At 53.6% G+C, this 16,799-nt stretch carries 17 protein-coding genes; 11 read left to right on the top strand and 6 right to left on the bottom strand.

What is annotated here, in order from left to right; translation table 11 throughout:
* The 3 genes from rsmD to V9K92_RS06980 are packed head-to-tail and all read left to right on the top strand — an operon-like array spanning nucleotide 1 to nucleotide 3,390.
* The gene (rsmD, locus tag V9K92_RS06970; RefSeq protein WP_115055205.1) at nucleotides 1-558 is read left to right on the top strand and encodes a 16S rRNA (guanine(966)-N(2))-methyltransferase RsmD; all 558 of its coding nucleotides are present in this window, start codon (nucleotides 1-3) and stop codon (nucleotides 556-558) included.
* Between the two features lie 55 nt (nucleotides 559-613).
* On the top strand, nucleotides 614-2,083 hold the full coding sequence (locus V9K92_RS06975) for a M16 family metallopeptidase (RefSeq protein WP_115055204.1): 1,470 nt from the start codon (nucleotides 614-616) through the stop codon (nucleotides 2,081-2,083).
* The gene (locus tag V9K92_RS06980; RefSeq protein WP_435530069.1) at nucleotides 2,080-3,390 is read left to right on the top strand and encodes a M16 family metallopeptidase; all 1,311 of its coding nucleotides are present in this window, start codon (nucleotides 2,080-2,082) and stop codon (nucleotides 3,388-3,390) included. Before V9K92_RS06975 ends, V9K92_RS06980 begins: the two co-directional genes overlap by 4 nt.
* Nucleotides 3,391-3,392: 2 nt before the next feature.
* Here V9K92_RS06980 and V9K92_RS06985 read toward each other — a convergent pair whose 3' ends face one another.
* Nucleotides 3,393-5,225: a monovalent cation:proton antiporter-2 (CPA2) family protein gene (locus tag V9K92_RS06985; RefSeq protein WP_115055202.1), complete on the bottom strand. Its 1,833-nt coding sequence runs from the start codon at nucleotides 5,223-5,225 to the stop codon at nucleotides 3,393-3,395.
* 143 nt (nucleotides 5,226-5,368) lie between these two features.
* Between V9K92_RS06985 and V9K92_RS06990 the strand changes: the two genes are divergently transcribed.
* From V9K92_RS06990 to lpxK, 6 genes are read left to right on the top strand one after another with little or no spacing between them, the layout of a single operon-like run.
* Nucleotides 5,369-6,712 carry a TldD/PmbA family protein gene (locus V9K92_RS06990; RefSeq protein WP_337353645.1) on the top strand — a complete coding sequence of 448 codons (1,344 nt, stop codon included), beginning with the start codon at nucleotides 5,369-5,371 and terminating at the stop codon, nucleotides 6,710-6,712.
* Complete coding sequence (locus tag V9K92_RS06995) at nucleotides 6,699-7,508, top strand: 3'(2'),5'-bisphosphate nucleotidase CysQ (RefSeq protein WP_337353646.1); 810 nt, start codon at nucleotides 6,699-6,701, stop codon at nucleotides 7,506-7,508. The genes V9K92_RS06990 and V9K92_RS06995 overlap by 14 nt, the downstream gene beginning before the upstream one ends.
* 45 nt (nucleotides 7,509-7,553) lie before the next feature.
* A complete protein-coding gene (locus V9K92_RS07000; RefSeq protein WP_115055200.1) occupies nucleotides 7,554-7,802 on the top strand; it encodes a DUF4170 domain-containing protein in 249 nt (82 codons plus the stop codon).
* A 43-nt stretch (nucleotides 7,803-7,845) separates the two neighbouring features.
* Nucleotides 7,846-8,607 (top strand): DUF374 domain-containing protein, encoded by a 762-nt coding sequence (locus V9K92_RS07005; RefSeq protein WP_115055271.1) that lies wholly within the window; start codon nucleotides 7,846-7,848, stop codon nucleotides 8,605-8,607.
* Nucleotides 8,604-9,926: a lipid IV(A) 3-deoxy-D-manno-octulosonic acid transferase gene (gene waaA, locus V9K92_RS07010; protein WP_336440545.1), complete on the top strand. Its 1,323-nt coding sequence runs from the start codon at nucleotides 8,604-8,606 to the stop codon at nucleotides 9,924-9,926. Before V9K92_RS07005 ends, waaA begins: the two co-directional genes overlap by 4 nt.
* Complete coding sequence (gene lpxK, locus V9K92_RS07015; RefSeq protein ID WP_337353647.1) at nucleotides 9,923-10,954, top strand: tetraacyldisaccharide 4'-kinase; 1,032 nt, start codon at nucleotides 9,923-9,925, stop codon at nucleotides 10,952-10,954. The genes waaA and lpxK overlap by 4 nt, the downstream gene beginning before the upstream one ends.
* Here lpxK and V9K92_RS07020 read toward each other — a convergent pair.
* The 3 genes from V9K92_RS07020 to mutL form a co-directional block, all read right to left on the bottom strand.
* Nucleotides 10,949-11,401: a hypothetical protein gene (locus tag V9K92_RS07020; RefSeq protein WP_307283024.1), complete on the bottom strand. Its 453-nt coding sequence runs from the start codon at nucleotides 11,399-11,401 to the stop codon at nucleotides 10,949-10,951. The genes lpxK and V9K92_RS07020 overlap by 6 nt on opposite strands.
* Nucleotides 11,398-11,634, bottom strand: a complete 237-nt coding sequence (locus V9K92_RS07025) for a DUF2093 domain-containing protein (protein WP_307283027.1) — start codon at nucleotides 11,632-11,634, stop codon at nucleotides 11,398-11,400. The genes V9K92_RS07020 and V9K92_RS07025 overlap by 4 nt, the downstream gene beginning before the upstream one ends.
* Nucleotides 11,635-11,730: 96 nt before the next feature.
* Nucleotides 11,731-13,656, bottom strand: a complete 1,926-nt coding sequence (gene mutL, locus V9K92_RS07030; RefSeq protein ID WP_443094453.1) for a DNA mismatch repair endonuclease MutL — start codon at nucleotides 13,654-13,656, stop codon at nucleotides 11,731-11,733.
* A gap of 84 nt (nucleotides 13,657-13,740) precedes the next feature.
* On the opposite strand from mutL, the gene V9K92_RS07035 reads away from it, so the two are divergent.
* Nucleotides 13,741-14,931, top strand: a complete 1,191-nt coding sequence (locus V9K92_RS07035; protein ID WP_337353648.1) for an acyl-CoA dehydrogenase — start codon at nucleotides 13,741-13,743, stop codon at nucleotides 14,929-14,931.
* An 11-nt stretch (nucleotides 14,932-14,942) separates the two neighbouring features.
* Here the strand turns inward: V9K92_RS07035 and V9K92_RS07040 are convergent, their stop codons facing one another.
* On the bottom strand, nucleotides 14,943-15,380 hold the full coding sequence (locus V9K92_RS07040) for a cell envelope integrity protein TolA (protein ID WP_337353649.1): 438 nt from the start codon (nucleotides 15,378-15,380) through the stop codon (nucleotides 14,943-14,945).
* A 2-nt stretch (nucleotides 15,381-15,382) separates the two neighbouring features.
* Nucleotides 15,383-15,721: a TIGR01244 family sulfur transferase gene (locus V9K92_RS07045; RefSeq protein WP_336440539.1), complete on the bottom strand. Its 339-nt coding sequence runs from the start codon at nucleotides 15,719-15,721 to the stop codon at nucleotides 15,383-15,385.
* 129 nt (nucleotides 15,722-15,850) lie between these two features.
* Here V9K92_RS07045 and V9K92_RS07050 point away from each other — a divergent pair, with 129 nt between their 5' ends.
* Nucleotides 15,851-16,747, top strand: coding sequence for a LysR family transcriptional regulator (locus tag V9K92_RS07050; RefSeq protein WP_337353650.1), 897 nt, complete (start codon nucleotides 15,851-15,853; stop codon nucleotides 16,745-16,747).
* Nucleotides 16,748-16,799 lie beyond the last annotated feature (52 nt).

A 16,799-nucleotide genomic window follows, 5' to 3' on the forward strand; every position in this document is an offset into this window, starting at 1 on the left:
ATGCGGATTGTTGGCGGAAAATTTCGCGGACGCAGCTTGGCGACCCCAGAAACAAACGCGATCCGGCCGACAACGGACCGGACGCGTGAAAGCCTTTTCAATGTACTGGCGCATAACTACCCGGAAAAGTTCGAGTCCACGCGTGTGCTCGACCTATTTGCCGGCACAGGCGCTTTGGGACTGGAGGCTATGTCTCGCGGCGCACGCTATGGAATCTTCATTGAAGAATCTGCGCAAGGGCGTGGTTTGATTCGCACGAATATTGAGGCGTTTGGACTCAACGGAAACACCAAAGTGTTCAGCCGTGATGCAACCAAGCTTGGCGATGCAGGCAATGTCGAGCCCTTTGACCTGGTCTTTGCTGATCCGCCCTATGGCAAAGGTTTGGGCGAGCGTGCATTCAAGGCCGCTCTTGATGGCGGGTGGTTAAAGCCGGACGCATTGCTGATCCTCGAAGAAGAAGCTGAAGCTGTCATTGCTTTTGACGCCCGCTTTGAAATCATCGAAGAGCGTTCTTACGGCGGAACAATCATAAGGCTTGTCACATTGAAGTCGTAATAGCTTGGGAAGTCCATCATTGCAGTGTCTGCAAAACAGAATTGGATTGATCTGAATGCTTCTTGCTCAAGGCCGCCTTGTTGCGGCATTTGTCTTGTCGGGCGTCGTTTTCGCCTCGTTTTCAACCCTTCCAGTGCGAGCGGAAACAAAGACTGCAACATTGGTTGCAGCTAACGCCTCGATCAAGAATGATGTCAGCTCGTTCCATCTCGAAAATGGGCTGGAAGTTGTTGTTATTCCCGACCACCGTGCCCCCGTTGTCACGCACATGCTGTGGTATCATGTCGGATCTGCCGACGAGGAGCCCGGAAAATCTGGTATTGCCCACTTCTTCGAGCATTTGATGTTCAAGGCGACCAAGACCTATCCGGCCGGTGAGTTCTCGCGCAAGGTTGCCGAGATTGGCGGACAGGAAAACGCGTTCACATCCTACGATTATACGGCCTTCTACCAGCAGCTCGCTCCACAGGCGCTGGAAATGGCTATGACCTATGAAGCTGACCGGATGGAAAATCTCATCCTGAACGATGAAGTGGTCAAGACGGAACGGGATGTCGTTCTGGAAGAGCGCCGATCGCGCGTTGACAGCAATCCGTCTTCATTGCTCTCGGAAGAAGTGAATGCCACGCTTTATCAGAACCATCCATATCGGATGCCGGTAATCGGCTGGCTGCATGAGATGGAGAAGCTCAATCTGACAGATGCTCTGGCCTTCTATCAAAAATATTACACACCCAATAATGCGACGCTTGTTGTATCTGGTGACGTAGACAGCGCTACCGTTAAGGCACTTGCGGAAAAGACCTATGGCAAGGTTCCCCGGCGGGCAGAGCCCGGCAAGCGCGAGCGTCCGCAGGAACCTGAACAGAATACCAAACGTACGGTTTCGCTGGCCGACCCGCGTGTTTCTCAACCCAGCTTCCAGAAGATGTGGCTTGCCCCGTCCTATACCAATGCAAAGCCCGGCGAAGCAGAGGCTCTTGATTTGCTCAGCGAAATTCTTGGTGGCTCTGCGCGCAGCCGTATCTACCAGACACTGGTAGTCAAGGATGGCTCAGCGGCGAGCGCTGGCGCATATTATCAGGGCTCTTCGCTCGATGATGGCAGTTTTGGCGTTTATGGATCGCCCCGTGGCGATGCCACACTAAAAGATGTCGAAAATGGCATCGATGCGCAGGTTGCCCGGATTATCAAGGATGGCGTTACTGAAGACGAACTGGAAAAAGCCAGAAACCGCTTTTTGAAAAGCGTTATTTTCGCGCGAGACAGTCAAACCGGTATGGCTCGCATTTACGGCTCGACACTATCTACGGGCCAAACCATCAAAGATATCGAAGAGTGGCCGGATCGCATAAAGGCGGTGAAAGTTCAGGATATCCAGGACGTGGCCAAGCGATATCTCGTCGATAGCCGTTCAGTCACGAGCTATCTGATGCCGGAAGCGGGCACGCCCGATAAAAAAACTGAAAACCAGACGCAGAATGCAGGCGAGGGTGAAGCACCAGCGCAGGGAGTTGTCCAATGAGTGCATCCATCATGAAGCGATTTGCCGCTGCGTTTGTGCTCGCCGCCATTACCATCGCGCCTGCCTATGCCGTCGAAATCAAGGAAGTAGTATCGCCCAAAGGCATTCGGGCATGGCTGGTGCAGGACGATTTCGTCCCGCTCATCTCGATGCGTTTTTCGTTCAAAGGCGGTTCTGCGCAAGACCCATCAGGTAAGGATGGGATAGCCAATCTGATGACCGGCCTTTTTGACGAAGGCGCGGGCGATCTGGATTCCGAAAAATTTCAGCAGCAGCTCGATGATGTCGGTGCTGAAATGAGTTTCAGCGCCGATGATGATGCGATCTCCGGCACAGTACGTATGCTTTCGGACAGACGTGATGCTGCTGTCGACTTGCTTGCTCTCGCTGTCAATAAGCCACGCTTCGATCAAGCTCCTATTGACCGTATCCGCCAGCAGGTTGTGGCTGGAATAAAGGCGTCCGAGCGCGATCCCAACACTATAGCAGGGCGCAAATTTGCTGAAGCCCTCTATGGTTCGCATCCCTATGGCCGTCAGTCGGAAGGTAAAGTGGAGACGCTGGGTACTATCACGCATGATGATCTTGCCACGTTCCACAAACGTAATTTTGCCCGCGATAATCTGATTGTTGCAGCGGTCGGCTCCATCAGCCCTGAGGATTTCGCTGCTTTGCTGGACAAGGTATTTGGCGATCTTCCTGAGAAGGCACAGCTTGAACCCGTCAGCGACGCAAAGCTGGGCTTGGATCGAACCACGCGGGTGGATTATGTCTTGCCCCAGACGTCAATCTCAATGGTTTATCCGGGCGTCCGCCGTCAGGATCCGGACTTTTTTCCGGTTTTCATCATGAACCACATTCTGGGTGGCGGCACATTCTCTTCACGTATCTACAATGAAGTTCGTGAAAAGCGCGGCCTTGCCTACTCCGCGGGTTCGACCCTTGCGACCAAGGACCATATGTCCGCGCTGATAATCTCGACCGCGACACGTGCTGATCGGTCTAATGAGACTTTGCAAATTCTGAAAGATGAAGTTGCGCGCATGGCCAAGGATGGGCCGACAGAAGAAGAACTGGTTGAGGCGAAGAAGTATCTGGTTGGCTCTTATGCCGTAAACAATCTGGATTCATCGTCAGCGGTGGCCAGCACTCTTGTCGGTTTGCAGGATCAAAAGCTTGGTCGTGATTATATCGACAGACGCGCTGATCTTATCAACTCGGTAACGCTTGAGCAGGTCAAGGCTGCGGCACAAAAACTGCTTTTGACGAGCCCTGCCGTGTTGATCGTCGGGCCGCCGCAATCCTGAGTTTATTCAGCCGGCGTTGGCACAGGTTTGGCGTCGATCTCCTCGTCCGGAACTGTGTCTATACGTTGAGCCTCACGTGTTGGCTTGACCAAAGGCTCGGGTGTTACCGGTCGCGTAAGAAGAAGATCATTACCGGCAGACAGGCCTTCTGCCGCCTGCAGGTGTAGCCTGTCCTCATCGCGTTGGCGAATGTCCTGCACTATTTCGTAGGCGAGATCTTCGCTAACGCCGAGTTCCTCGAGCGCTCGCCGCCCGAACACCAGGCCGGATTCAAAGGTTTCACGCAGCTCATAGTGGACGCCGCGAGCGCGTAGCTTCAGCGTATGTACGCGATCGTAAGATCGTACAAAAAGCTTTATATCCGGATACTCGGCCTGAATCATTTCAACAATCTGGTTTGTCGTTTCTTTCTTATGCGTGGTGACTGCCACAATCTTGGCCCGTCTTATACCGGCAGCTTCCAGCACTTCCTTTCGGGTTCCATCGCCGAAATAGATGCGGAATCCGAATTTGCTCGCCGCGCGTATACGGTCGGCTGAGGCATCGATAACAGTAACGTCGCTGCCGCCCGCCAGAAGAATCTGCGCTGCGATCTGCCCATAGCGCGAGAAGCCGATCATCATGACGTCGGCACCAGCCCCGTCAAAGTCCTCGTCAATCTCATCCTTCTTGTTGTGATCGACCAGAAAACGATTCCCAAGGGCAACCGATAAAGGCATTGCCGCCATGGAAAGCGTTGTTACCGCAACGAGTTCTGAGGCAGCCGAACCGGTCATAAGGCCTGCGGCAGCTGCTGCCGAAAACAAGACGAAACCAAACTCACCGCCTTGTGGCAGGAAAAACGCGACACGGATCGCATCATTGTGATTGTTGCGGAATATCCGGGCGAGCAGGTAAACTACCAAAGCTTTGATTGCCATGAAAACCGGTACAGCCAAAAGAATTGCCTGCCAATTTTGCAAAATGACATCAAGGTCGAGAGACAGGCCGACAGCCATGAAGAAAAGGCCGAGGAACACGCCGCGAAAGGGTTCGATATCGGCTTCAAGCTCATGGCGATAGGAAGATTCAGCCAAGAGTACACCGGCAATGAATGCACCCATAGCCATTGATAGACCGGCAAATTGCATCAGCGTCGCCGCCCCCAGAACCACGAACAAGGCTGCTGCGATCATGACTTCGCGTGCGCCGGTATTGGCAATAAACCGGAAAAGTGGATTAAGCAGATAGCGACCAACGGCAATGATCGCTCCAACGCAGATAACGGCGATGAGAAATTTGCCCAGCGGATCTGCCTCATGCGTTGCTGAGCCCGGTGCAAGGACAGGCACCATGGCCAAAAGCGGGACGATTGCCAGGTCCTGAAACAGCAAAATTGCAAAAGATGTCTGTCCGTGAGGCATGGTCGTTTCGCCGCGCTCTTCCAGAATCTGCATGGCAAAGGCTGTCGATGAGAGGGCAAGGCCAAATCCCGTGATCAAGGCGGCCTGCCAATTCATAAGGGCAAGCGCAACGATCAAGCCGGTCAAAAGAGCGCCGGTAACGATTACCTGCGCTGCGCCGAGACCAAAAATTGCATGTCGCAATGTCCAAAGACGAGATGGCTTGAGTTCAAGGCCGATGACGAAAAGCAGGAAAACCACGCCGAGTTCCGAAAAGTGAAGGACCTGTTCGCCATCCGTGATCAGATTGGCAAGGGGGCCTATCAGCAGCCCGGCGGCAAGGTAGCCAAGCACGGTCCCCAGACCGAGACGCTTGAAAAGCGGGGCCGCAATAATCGCCCCTGCAAGAAGTGCAAGTGCCTGATAGTAGAGGTTGCCGCTCTGTGAAAGCATGTGCTCGTGATCCGGACCTTAAAAAATGTTGCGCGCGTTTGCCTTGATAGACCCTGATTTGCACCATATAGGGTGGAGTACATCGTCTGGCTTTGTCAGATAAGTCCTCGCATCCTCTCATGCAATCAACCTTAGAGATGAATATGGTCGAGCCGGTAAATTCCCGCGAATTTGTAGACAGTGCCACAGCGTTGGTAGAGGCCGCAAGGCGTGCTGGTGCTGATGCGGCAGATGCCGTTGTGGTGCGCTCCCGCTCGACTGGCGTTAACGTGCGGTTGGGCAAAGTGGAGTCGACCGAATCTTCGGAAAGTGACGAATTTTCGTTGCGGGTCTTTGTCGGCCGCAAGATCGCGAGCATTTCCGCAAATACGGGCTCTGATCCCAAGATTCTGGCTGAACGAGCTGTCGCAATGGCCAAGGTTTCGCCGGATGATGCCTACGAAGGATTAGCGGCAACAGAACAGCTCGTGCGCAATATTCGTGATCTTGAGCTCTACGATCCAACCAATGTCGATGCCGCACAATTGACTGAAGCTGCGCTTGCCGCAGAGGAAGCAGCGCTCAGCGTCGAAGGCGTTACCAATTCTGGCGGTGGCGCGGCATCTGCCGGCATGGGCGGGTTGGTTCTGGTCACTTCGGGAGGGTTTGCCGGGTATTATAATGGCTCACGTTTTTCACGTTCGGTGAGTGCTATCGCAGGCACTGGAACCGCGATGGAACGCGACTATGATTTCTCGTCGCGTATTTATTATGGTGAGCTGGAAGATGCTGCCGCTATCGGACGTTCCGCTGGCGCGCGCGCTGTCAAGCGGCTGAATGCACGTCAGGCGCAGACGGGGCGGGTCAATGTCGTCTACGATCCGCGCGTGGCGCGTGGCATTGCCTCGCATTTGGCGAGCGCCATCAACGGAGCATCGGTTGCCCGCAAAACCAGCTTTCTAAAAGATCGCATGGGAGAGAAAATTCTCAGCGACGCTATTTATGTCTCTGATGATCCATTGCGGGTGCGGGGCTCTGGATCTCGCCCTTTCGACGGCGAAGGCCTTGAGGGCGTTCCATTGAACATGGTTGAAAATGGGGTGCTGAAGCACTGGTTGCTCTCCACGTCTACAGCCAAGGAATTGGGTTTGACCACGAACGGGCGCGGCACACGCTCGGGCTCGACTGTCGTGCCGTCATCTACCAATTTTGCTATCGAGCCTGGCGAAAAAACGCCGGACGAATTATTCCGCGCCGTTGGCACAGGGTTTTATGTCACGGAACTGTTTGGGCAGGGTGTTGACATGATAACTGGCCAATATAGCCGTGGCGCTAGCGGATACTGGATTGAAAACGGTGAGCTGTCTTACCCGGTAAGCGAGGTAACACTGGCATCGAATTTGAAAGAAATGTTCCTTAATTTAACGGTAGCCAATGATATTGATCGCAATTTCAGTGTTGCCAGCCCAACGCTCCTTATAGAAGGCATGACTCTTGCCGGAAAATGACCAAAACAGAGCAGATCTTGACCTGATTCGAGAGGCAGCAATAGGCGCTGGCCGCGTAGCCCTGTCCTTTTATGGGCAATCGCCCCAGATATGGCTCAAGACCGGTAATTCCCCTGTTACCGAAGCGGATCTTGCCGCGGATAAATATCTCAAGGATGTGCTGCTGACCGCACGGCCTGATTATGGCTGGATATCTGAAGAGACGCTTGATGAGCGTATAGATTCACCCAGGCAACGCATTTTCGTTGTCGATCCAATAGATGGAACCCGTGCTTTCATCGAAGGTGTTGATGTTTGGTGCGTCAGTGTCGCCGTCATTGAGAATGGTCGTCCGGTGGCGGGCGTTCTTGAGTGTCCGGCTCGTCATGAGACGATAAGTGCCTTGCCGGGTGAGGGCGCTGATCAGAACGGCAGTCCCATCCATGCCCAGGCGGAAAGCCGGCCATTCAAAGTTGCTGCGCCGGGAGGATTTCTCAATAAGCTGCCGGAATCATTTCTTGGCTCTATTGAACGCGCCCCTCATATAGCGTCGCTTGCCTATAGGCTGGCGATGGTAGCGCGGGGCGACCTTGCTGGGACCTTCGTAAGACCGAACTCCCATGATTGGGATCTGGCGGCTGCCGATCTCATTTTGTCTGAAGCGGGCGGCAATGTCTTGACAGCAAAAGGCAAAGCACTCACCTACGGTCTGCGCAATACTCAAAGAGGCGATTATCGGCACGGCGCTTTGGTTGCGGCAAGTGGTCTACTAATGGATAACATGCTGAACATTGTAGCGGACACTGCCTTCGGTTAAACAGACTGACATCTTCCAATCTGGCAAATCATCTGGATAATAATTATGAGCGAAGAAACCTCGGATACAAAACAACTGCTGCATCTGGTTTTCGGCGGGGAGCTTAAGAAGTTAGGCGGCGTCGAGTTCCGCGATCTCGACAATCTCGATATTGTCGGAATTTATCCGAACTTCGAAACCGCACAGCGCGCCTGGAAATCCAAGGCACAGCAAACAGTCGATAATGCGCATATGCGTTATTTCATCGTCCATATGCACAAGCTGCTTGATCCGGTAACGGGCAAATCAGGTTGATCGTGTGACACGACAAAACGATGAAATGCCGACCAGCGAAATTATGTTAGCTTCCAAATCTTCGCCTAAGAAGAAAAACGGGTTGCTGAAGCGGTTCTGGCGTTCTGTCCGTGGTCCTTTGGCAAATTCGCCGGTTGTGCGGACGATGATAGTTTGGCTTATTACCCAGTTTTTCCGGCTGGTGAATGCTACAAATCCTCGGCTCGCCGGTTCGTCTGATGTCGAAGATATGAAGCGTGGCGGCGAACCTTTTATTGCGGTTGCATGGCACGGCCAGCATTTGATGGCGCCGTTTCTCATGCCCCGCAATGTCCGGTTTGTTGCAATGTTTTCGCGCAGCAAGGATGCCGAATTGAACGCGCGCGTCGCTGAAAGTTTCGGTGTTGAGATCATTCGCGGTTCAGGCGGTAGGGACCGCGCAAAGGGGGCTGAAAAAGGCGGTGCACGTGCATTGCTTGCCCTAAAAAAGGCATTGAAGGATGGCAAGACTGCTGCAATGATTGCTGATATCCCCCATGGTACGCCTCGCCAATCAGGCATAGGCGTTATTCTGCTTGCAAAATTATCGGGCCGTCCAATTCTCCCAATTTGCTACCTGACCTCGCGACGGAAAGTTCTTGAAAAGAGTTGGGATAAGACAACTGTTCCATTGCCTTTCGGTAAGTCAGGACTGATTGTCGGAGATCCGATTTTCGTTCCCCAGGATGCTGATGATGCCATGCTTGAAGCTAAGCGCGTTGAACTGACGGACAGCCTGAATGCGAATACGCTTCGTGTTCATACACTGGTGGATGGCGCGATATGAGTGAGAAGTGGGCCAGATTGGCACTCAGCACCTACCGGTGGGCGGGTGCTATAATTTTCCCCGTAGTGGGAGCCTATGTTGCTTTCCGTGCGAGCAAGGGCAAGGAAGAGCGCGGTCGTCAAGGCGAGCGCTATGGTGTTGCCAGCGTGGCTCGACCCTCTGGACCATTGGTCTGGGTTCATGCCGCCAGCGTTGGCGAAACATCGGCTGTCACGCCATTGGTCGAAGCAATCGTCGAAATGGGCATCCATGTCGTCTTGACCACCGGCACGGTGACTTCGGCGAAAATGGTTCAGGATCGTCTTGGGGATCGTGTCATTCACCAGTATGTGCCACTTGATCTCAAGCCTGCGGTTGATCGTTTCCTGACCCACTGGCAGCCTGATCTTGCGGTAATATGCGAGTCTGAAATATGGCCGATGACGATCCTCGAGCTTGGAACAAGGCGTGTGCCGCAGGTTCTCGTTAACGGACGCCTGTCGGACCGTTCCTTCGCGGCGTGGAACAAGCGTGCATCGATCGCAGAGGCGCTGTTTGAAAATCTCGCTCACGTTGTCGCGCAGTCAGATGTTGATGGTGAGCGGTTCCGTACGCTTGGCGCACGGCCGGTGACAGTATCAGGCAATTTGAAGGTTGATACGGCCGTTCCGCCGGTGGACAATTCGCAATTGGCCGCACTTCAAAAGATGATCGGCCCGCGCAAGACATGGGCTGCCATCTCTACGCATCAGGGCGAAGAGGAAATCGTCGCTCAGGTGCATCAGATGCTCAAGGCCCGGCATCGCGACTTACTGACGATCCTGGTGCCCCGGCATCCGGATCGCGCTGCTGAGGTAGCAGCTCTGATAGAAACGATGGGAATGAAGGTTGCATTGCGCAGCCGCAATGATCCGATCGATGCGGACACCGATATATTCATAGGCGATACAATCGGCGATATGGGTCTTTATCTGCGGATGGCAGAGATTGCCTTCGTTGGCCGCTCTCTGACTGCGCAAGGTGGCCAAAATCCTCTTGAACCGGCTATGCTGAAATCGGCCATTCTCTCGGGTCGCAATGTGCAGAATTTCCGTGACTCCTATCAACGCTTGATCAAAAATGGCGCTGCCAAACTTGTACGCGACAAGGATATGCTGGCAGGGGCGGTAAACTACCTGTTCAACAATCCGGCAGAACGGCAGATTATGATTGATGCGGGGCTGAAGACAGTCGAGGACATGCGCGGATCACTGTCGCGAACCATGACAGCCCTTGAGCCCTATTTGCAGCCTTTGGTGCTGCAGGCTCGACTCTCCAATCGCGAAAGCGCTTGGAAATGACGTCAGAAGCGCCTCCATTCTGGTGGGAAAAGCCGGATTGGCGTGCGCGAGCCTTGAGTCCTCTTGCCAACATATACGGCGCAGTTGCTGGTCGCCGTCTTCGGCGCGCCAAGCCGCCATCCGTCTCTGTTCCGGTGCTATGCGTCGGTAATTTTACTGTTGGCGGTGCGGGCAAGACACCAACATCGATTGCTCTGGCCAAAGTAGCGACCTCAATGGGCCTGAAGCCAGGAATTGTATCGCGTGGCTATGGCGGTGCATTTTCCGGCTTGCACAAAGTCGACCCGGATAAAGACAGCGCGCGCCATGTTGGCGATGAGCCGATTCTGCTGGCGCGTCATGCACCCGTTGTCGTGTGCGCCGACCGCGTGGCTGGCGCGAAAGCGCTTATCGCGTCGGGTTGTGATTTCATCATCATGGATGATGGTTTTCAGAGTGCCCGCCTGCATTTTGACTATGCGCTTATGGTGGTCGATGCGGGCCGGGGAATTGGCAACGGGAAAGTCCTGCCTGCCGGGCCGCTACGAGCACCGCTCACGGACCAATTGGTCCGAACAGATGCCTTGCTCAGAATAGGCACTGCCAGCGGTGCGGACCAGCTTGTTCGCAGCGCTGCGAGGGCGGCAAAACCGATTTATGAGTCTGTGCTTCAACCACAAAACATTGCGCAGATAAAGCAGGGGCGCTTATTGGCTTTTGCTGGCATCGGCGATCCGTCCAAGTTTTTCAGGACCTTGCACGAAGCCGGACTAAATGTGGCACAGACCAAATCCTTTCCAGATCACCATCCCTATACGGATGAGGACGCTGCTGATTTGATGAAGGACGCAGCCAAAGAGCAACTTACCTTGATCACGACCGCAAAGGATCATGTCAGATTGTTTGACGGAAGTGCTGTGACCAAGGAATTGGCGACGCAAACGCTCGTTCTGGATGTGGAACTTGTTTTCAGCCATCTGCAAACCGCGCATAATATTATTCGCGATACAAGGGAAGGCGCCAAGGCGCGCATCCTTAAAACTCTATAGATAGTTGCGCGTTCTGACCCTTGGCGGTGCTTCTCTTACGGGTATGTCGAGATTACGTCCGGTCGTTTGACTATATTGTCGATCATTGGTGAACGTTACCCTGCCATATTGGCGCATTTCAACGGCAAGCGATACGCGGGGAGCGGCATGACTCGCGGGAATCTCGATCTCATAAGCAATCGGGAAATAGCCATTGCGATTCAGGGTAAAGCTTGTCGCACCGATCTTTGGCATAGACCCTGTTACGCCACCTGTCGCATCATAAGCCGTTATGAAAACAACGGTGCTTGCACCAAGCCGGGCATAAGGCGGTCCCTGCAAATAACCGCGAATAGTCTTGGTTGGTCCGCTATAGGTCGGCGGCTCCTTGCTGGTGGCGCAACCGCTAATGGCAAGGCCAATGCCGATGAGCGAAAGCAGGAGGGTTCGACGATTATACACGTTCAAGCCTTGTTCCGTTGACGCAGGTCAGGATTTTCCTGCAACTCCCGATTGAAAGAAGTATGTGCGTCCACATAGGGCTCCTGCCGCGCGACGCTCCAGTACCTCAATTCATCAATAGCAATCTTTTCCCCAGTGACGGCGCACAAGACATAGGCCCCCGGAGACAGGACTTGAAAGTCACCGTCTAGATAGCGAATTTTGGCTTCGCGAGAGCCGGGGCCTTCAAATCGGTTCATTGCATTTGTTCCAGTTCGTTCATTTACCGCTATTTACGGCTTTGCGACTTTCGCGGTCAAGGTCTGCCTGAATGGTTCCATAGAATGGAAAACGCTTTAGCGCCGGCCAAACAGCCGTTCAATATCCGTCAGCTTCAGTTCAATATAGGTCGGGCGTCCGTGGTTGCACGTACCTGAACCCGGCGTTGCCTCCATTTGACGAAGTAACGCATTCATCTCGTCGGGCTTAAGCCGCCGTCCAGCCCTGACTGAACCGTGACACGCCATGGTAGCAGCCACGTGGTCGAGTATGGCTTTCAAGCCATCCGACGTGTCGTGTTCTGCAATCTCATCTGCAAGGTCTCGCACCAGCTTTTGCGTATCGATCTCGCCCAGCATGGAGGGGGTTTCGCGAACGGCGACAGCACCTGGGCCGAAAGCTTCCAGACCAAGCCCGAAGCGTTGCAGCGTTTCAGCATGGGCAACAAGCCGCCCCACATCTTCCTCGGGAAGATCGACAATCTCCGGGATAAGCAGCATCTGCGCCGTCAAAGGACGTGAGTGCAGAGCGCTTTTTAAAGCCTCATAGACAAGACGTTCATGCGCTGCATGCTGGTCAACAATAACGAGGCTGTCGTCAGTTTGTGAGACGATATAATTTGCGTGAACCTGTGCCCGGGCAGCGCCGAGCGGCATGGCAAGCAATTCTGGCGGAGCACTGATCGTGCTGGCGCGGGCATCAGCGCTTAGAGCGGCAGCGCCATCATAGAGGAATTCCTGCACGGTTTCAGCAAACCGGTTGCCGTGACTCGAGGCGCTGGCGACACTCTCAAAAGGACGGAACGGCGATTGCTGCACCGAATAGTTCAGATTACCGGGAGAGACAGTTTCCTTGCCCCATATTGGCGCTGTTGAGCGAGGTTCGAATCCGCCGCCAGGTCGAAAAGAGTGCAGCATGGCTTCAGCACCCGTGGTCGCCGCCCGAATACCGGATTGCCCGAGCGCTTCCCGTATTGCTCCAACTATCAAGCCGCGAACAAGACCAGGATCGCGAAATCGCACATCGGCTTTTGCTGGGTGGACATTCACATCGACGAGTTCCGGATCGAGATTGAGGAAAAGAACGACAACGGGGTGACGGTCGCGCGACATTACATCTGCATAAGCTCCGCGAATTGCGCCCCATATCTGCTTGTCGCGAACCGGGCGACCATTCACATAGGCGAATTGATGAAGGCTATTTGCACGATTAAAAGCAGGAATACCGGCAAAACCGCTTAGCCGAACGCCATCGCGCATTGCATCAATGCCTATGGCATTTTCTGGAAACTCTTTGCCCAACACTTGCGAGATTCGCTCCAGCATCCCCTCTGAGCCAACCCCCGTTGCGGCCATTTCAAATGGTGTCCGGTCGCTCCCGGTCATGGAAAAGCGAATATGCGGAAAGGCGATGGCAACACGTTTGACCACATCGCTGATCGCAGAGGCTTCAGCGCGGTCCGTTTTCATGAATTTGAGGCGTGCGGGTGTGGAAAAGAAAAGATCCCGCACCTCCGCGATTGTTCCGCCATTCATGCCCGTCGGGCGCGGGCCGTCCATGCGCCCGCCATTAACGGAGATCTCAAATCCAGAATCGGCATCGGCCACACGCGACTTTAGTGACAATCGCGAAATTGAACCAATGGAAGGAAGTGCTTCGCCGCGAAAACCAAGCGCTCTGATATCGTGCACATTATCGGTCAGTTTCGACGTGCAATGGCGGGAAACCGCCAATGAAAGTTCATCGGCGGGAATGCCAGAACCATTGTCAATTATGCGGATAAGGTTCTTTCCACCGCCCGCAGTGACAATATCAATGCGTGTTGCGCCGGCATCGATTGCATTCTCAACGAGTTCTTTCACCACGCTGGCTGGCCGCTCGATAACTTCGCCCGCCGCGATCTGATTGATGATTGTTTCGGTGAGATGTTTAATGGCCATCACACAGATATAGTGGATTCGGCTGCGTATCGAAATGCGCAAATCATGCGCGTCGCTCATCATCCAAGCAAATTTTAGCAATGCCGCGATCTGGCCACCGGTGCGGATTTGATGCTAGGTCTTGTCGCCTATTTGAGGAGAATACCTATGGCAAACTCCAAGCCATCCTTTGTCTGGACGGATCCTTTTTTGTTGGAAGACCAACTGACAGAAGACGAAAGGATGATTCGCGACAGCGCGCGTAGCTTTGCCCAAAGCGAACTTCAGCCGCGAATCGAGGAAGCCTATATCCAGGAAAAGACTGATCCTGAATTATTCCGCCTTATGGGACAATCAGGATTGCTCGGGGTCACTTTGCCGGAGGAATATGGCACGGCAGGTGCGTCATATGTTGCCTACGGACTTGTTGCCCGCGAGGTGGAGCGTGTGGACAGTGGTTATCGTTCGATGATGAGCGTGCAGTCCTCCTTGGTCATGTATCCTATTTATGCCTATGGTTCGGAAGAACAGCGCAAGAAATATCTGCCGAGATTGGCGTCCGGTGAATGGATTGGTTGCTTTGGATTGACAGAGCCGGATGCAGGCTCCGACCCGGCGGGTATGAAGACCCGTGCGACCAAAGTTGCGGATGGCTATAGTATTTCCGGCTCGAAGATGTGGATTTCAAATTCCCCTATTGCCGACGTTTTTGTAGTTTGGGCCAAGTCCGACGCGCATGACGGCCAGATCAAGGGATTCGTGCTGGAGAAAGGCATGAAGGGGCTTTCCGCACCAAAGATTGACGGCAAGCTTTCCCTTCGCGCTTCGATCACCGGCGAGATTGTCATGGATGGCGTTATTGTTGGAGAAGAACAGTTGCTGCCGAATGTGGCTGGTCTGAAAGGTCCATTCGGATGCCTTAATCGCGCACGCTATGGTATTTCCTGGGGTGTCATGGGCGCCGCTGAAGATTGTTGGCAGCGCACGGTACAATATGGCCTCGACCGCAAGCAGTTCGGTCGTCCACTGGCTGCAACACAGCTTTTCCAGAAGAAGTTTGCCGATATGCAAACCGAAATTGCGCTTGGTTTGCAGGCTTCATTGCGCGTTGGCCGTCTCATGGACGAGGACCGCATGGCGCCGGAAATGATCAGCCTGGTTAAACGCAATAATTGCGGCAAGGCTTTGGACATCGCGCGCATGGCTCGCGATATGCATGGCGGCAATGGAATCCAGATCGGCTATCATGTCATGCGGCACTCGCAAAATCTCGAAACGGTGAATACCTATGAAGGTACGCACGATGTGCATGCTCTCATTCTGGGTCGTGCACAGACTGGCATTCAGGCGTTTTTCTAGTCAGTGAGCAATTACAGCGAAGACGGCTGAAAGTTGAGTATAATTGTTCGAAGGTTTTCATAAGAACCGGGATTATCTTTTACCGTTTTGAAGGGTGCGCAGCGCTTGATGGCACGCACGGCGCTTAAAGCAAGCTGTTTGCCCATGGTGCCCTTTCCGGTCTTCAAAACTTTGGGGTCTTTGAGTAGCGTCCCGTCTTTCCCGACGCTCACAGCTACCTTTATTTCTGGCAGAGTATCGCCCCGCTTGAAGATGGGCTGAACCCAGCACGCCTGAATCTCTTGCTTCAACCGATCTTCGACAGTGCCGCTCGCCAGCGGCATTGGAGCGCTGTTTTCCAGCATATTATCTATATCGTCGGCAGAAAATGGTTTCTCCTGTGCGCTGCCAGCAACAACGGGCAGCGTCATAAAGAAGACCATAGTCAGCGTGCCGAACAGGCGCACCAACTCTAACCCTTCTGCTGTTGCACAATCCCGTAAATGTTGGTTGAGCGGGCGCCTGAGCGACAATAGGCGAGAACCGGGCCTTCAGCTTGTTCAAGCGCGGAAGCCATGGCATCGACATCATCTTGCGTTAGCTGTCCGGCTATAATCGGCACGTAATAAACGGGAATACCGGCCTTTTCTGCGACTTTGGCGATCTCTGCAAAATCTGGCTGGTCTGGTGACTCGCCATCCGGCCGATTGCAGATGAGCGCGCCGTAGCCAGCGGCAACGATATCGCGAACGTCGTCTGGTGAAATCTGACCCGTCACGGCGTAGCGATCGTCAATCTGACGAATATCCATTTTCATGTCCTTGGAAATCGTGGATGTTGAGCGCAACATACATCAAACAAAACTCTTTGCCAGACCAAAGCGGCCCAGCATTAGAAGGCTTGCTCATTTGCTCTAGAGTCTTTGTGGAGGAGAGTCTGGATGATCGACAAGTTGGAATTTTTTATCGCATTGGCTCGCCATAAGCATTTTGGCCGCGCTGCGGAAGAATGCGGTGTGACACAGCCGACGCTTTCAGCAGCAATTCGTCAGCTTGAAAATACGCTGGGCGCTGTTCTTGTTCAGCGCGGCTCGCGGTTCAATGGTTTGACATCCGAGGGTCAGCGCGTGCTCGAATGGGCGCGGCGAATTGTTGGCGACACGAAAACAATGCGTGAAGAAATCCGCGCAGCGCATTTTGGACTGGCCGGACACCTGAAGATTGCCGCCATTCCAACCGCATTGGCCATGGTGTCCAAGCTCACCACGCCCTTCAGAGAGAAGCACCCCGATGTCACCTTTTCCATTACGTCGCGAACATCATTGGAAGTCTTGACGCTGCTCAGTAATTTCGAGATCGATGCCGGTATTAGTTATCTTGATAATGAACCTCTTGGGCGTGTGACCTCGGTCCCGCTTTATTCCGAGCGCTATCAATTGATTACTGCAGCGGGCAATACCTATTCGGACAGGACGTCCGTCACATGGGCCGAGGTGGGTCAACTGCCGCTATGTTTGCTTACGAAAGATATGCAGAACCGCCGGCTTATCAACAAGCACTTGCAGGATGCTGGCGTGGAGGTTCACCCGACACTCGAATCCAATTCGATGATTGTTCTTTTCTCCCATATCCGCACCGGAAAATGGGTAAGCATCATGCCGCTTAACCTCTCTGAGACCTTGGGTTTTGCCGAGCCAATCCGGTCCATTCCGATTATTGAGCCTGATGCGCGTCATTTGGTGGGGTTGGTCACGGCAGATCGGGAGCCTCACACGCCGCTTGTATCAGCCCTCCTTCATGAGGCACGCGCTTTGGCACTCACAATGGAAGTTTTTTGATAGAAATATTCTATCGTTCAACGAGACAATGATATTGATTATATATCAGTTT

It is taken from the genome of Phyllobacterium sp. CCNWLW109, from assembly GCF_037203905.1.
GTDB lineage: Bacteria > Pseudomonadota > Alphaproteobacteria > Rhizobiales > Rhizobiaceae > Phyllobacterium > Phyllobacterium ifriqiyense.

Bases quoted from the DNA above. Each gene is read 5' to 3' on its own strand.
- rsmD (WP_115055205.1), top strand. From the start codon at position 1: ATGCGGATTGTTGGCGGAAAATTTCGCGGACGCAGCTTGGCGACCCCA.
- V9K92_RS06975 (WP_115055204.1), top strand. From the start codon at position 614: ATGCTTCTTGCTCAAGGCCGCCTTGTTGCGGCATTTGTCTTGTCGGGC.
- V9K92_RS06980 (WP_435530069.1), top strand. From the start codon at position 2,080: ATGAGTGCATCCATCATGAAGCGATTTGCCGCTGCGTTTGTGCTCGCC.
- V9K92_RS06985 (WP_115055202.1), bottom strand. From the start codon at position 5,225: ATGCTTTCACAGAGCGGCAACCTCTACTATCAGGCACTTGCACTTCTT.
- V9K92_RS06990 (WP_337353645.1), top strand. From the start codon at position 5,369: ATGGTCGAGCCGGTAAATTCCCGCGAATTTGTAGACAGTGCCACAGCG.
- V9K92_RS07000 (WP_115055200.1), top strand. From the start codon at position 7,554: ATGAGCGAAGAAACCTCGGATACAAAACAACTGCTGCATCTGGTTTTC.
- V9K92_RS07005 (WP_115055271.1), top strand. From the start codon at position 7,846: ATGTTAGCTTCCAAATCTTCGCCTAAGAAGAAAAACGGGTTGCTGAAG.
- waaA (WP_336440545.1), top strand. From the start codon at position 8,604: ATGAGTGAGAAGTGGGCCAGATTGGCACTCAGCACCTACCGGTGGGCG.
- lpxK (WP_337353647.1), top strand. From the start codon at position 9,923: ATGACGTCAGAAGCGCCTCCATTCTGGTGGGAAAAGCCGGATTGGCGT.
- V9K92_RS07025 (WP_307283027.1), bottom strand. From the start codon at position 11,634: ATGAACCGATTTGAAGGCCCCGGCTCTCGCGAAGCCAAAATTCGCTAT.
- mutL (WP_443094453.1), bottom strand. From the start codon at position 13,656: ATGATGAGCGACGCGCATGATTTGCGCATTTCGATACGCAGCCGAATC.
- V9K92_RS07035 (WP_337353648.1), top strand. From the start codon at position 13,741: ATGGCAAACTCCAAGCCATCCTTTGTCTGGACGGATCCTTTTTTGTTG.
- V9K92_RS07045 (WP_336440539.1), bottom strand. From the start codon at position 15,721: ATGGATATTCGTCAGATTGACGATCGCTACGCCGTGACGGGTCAGATT.
- V9K92_RS07050 (WP_337353650.1), top strand. From the start codon at position 15,851: ATGATCGACAAGTTGGAATTTTTTATCGCATTGGCTCGCCATAAGCAT.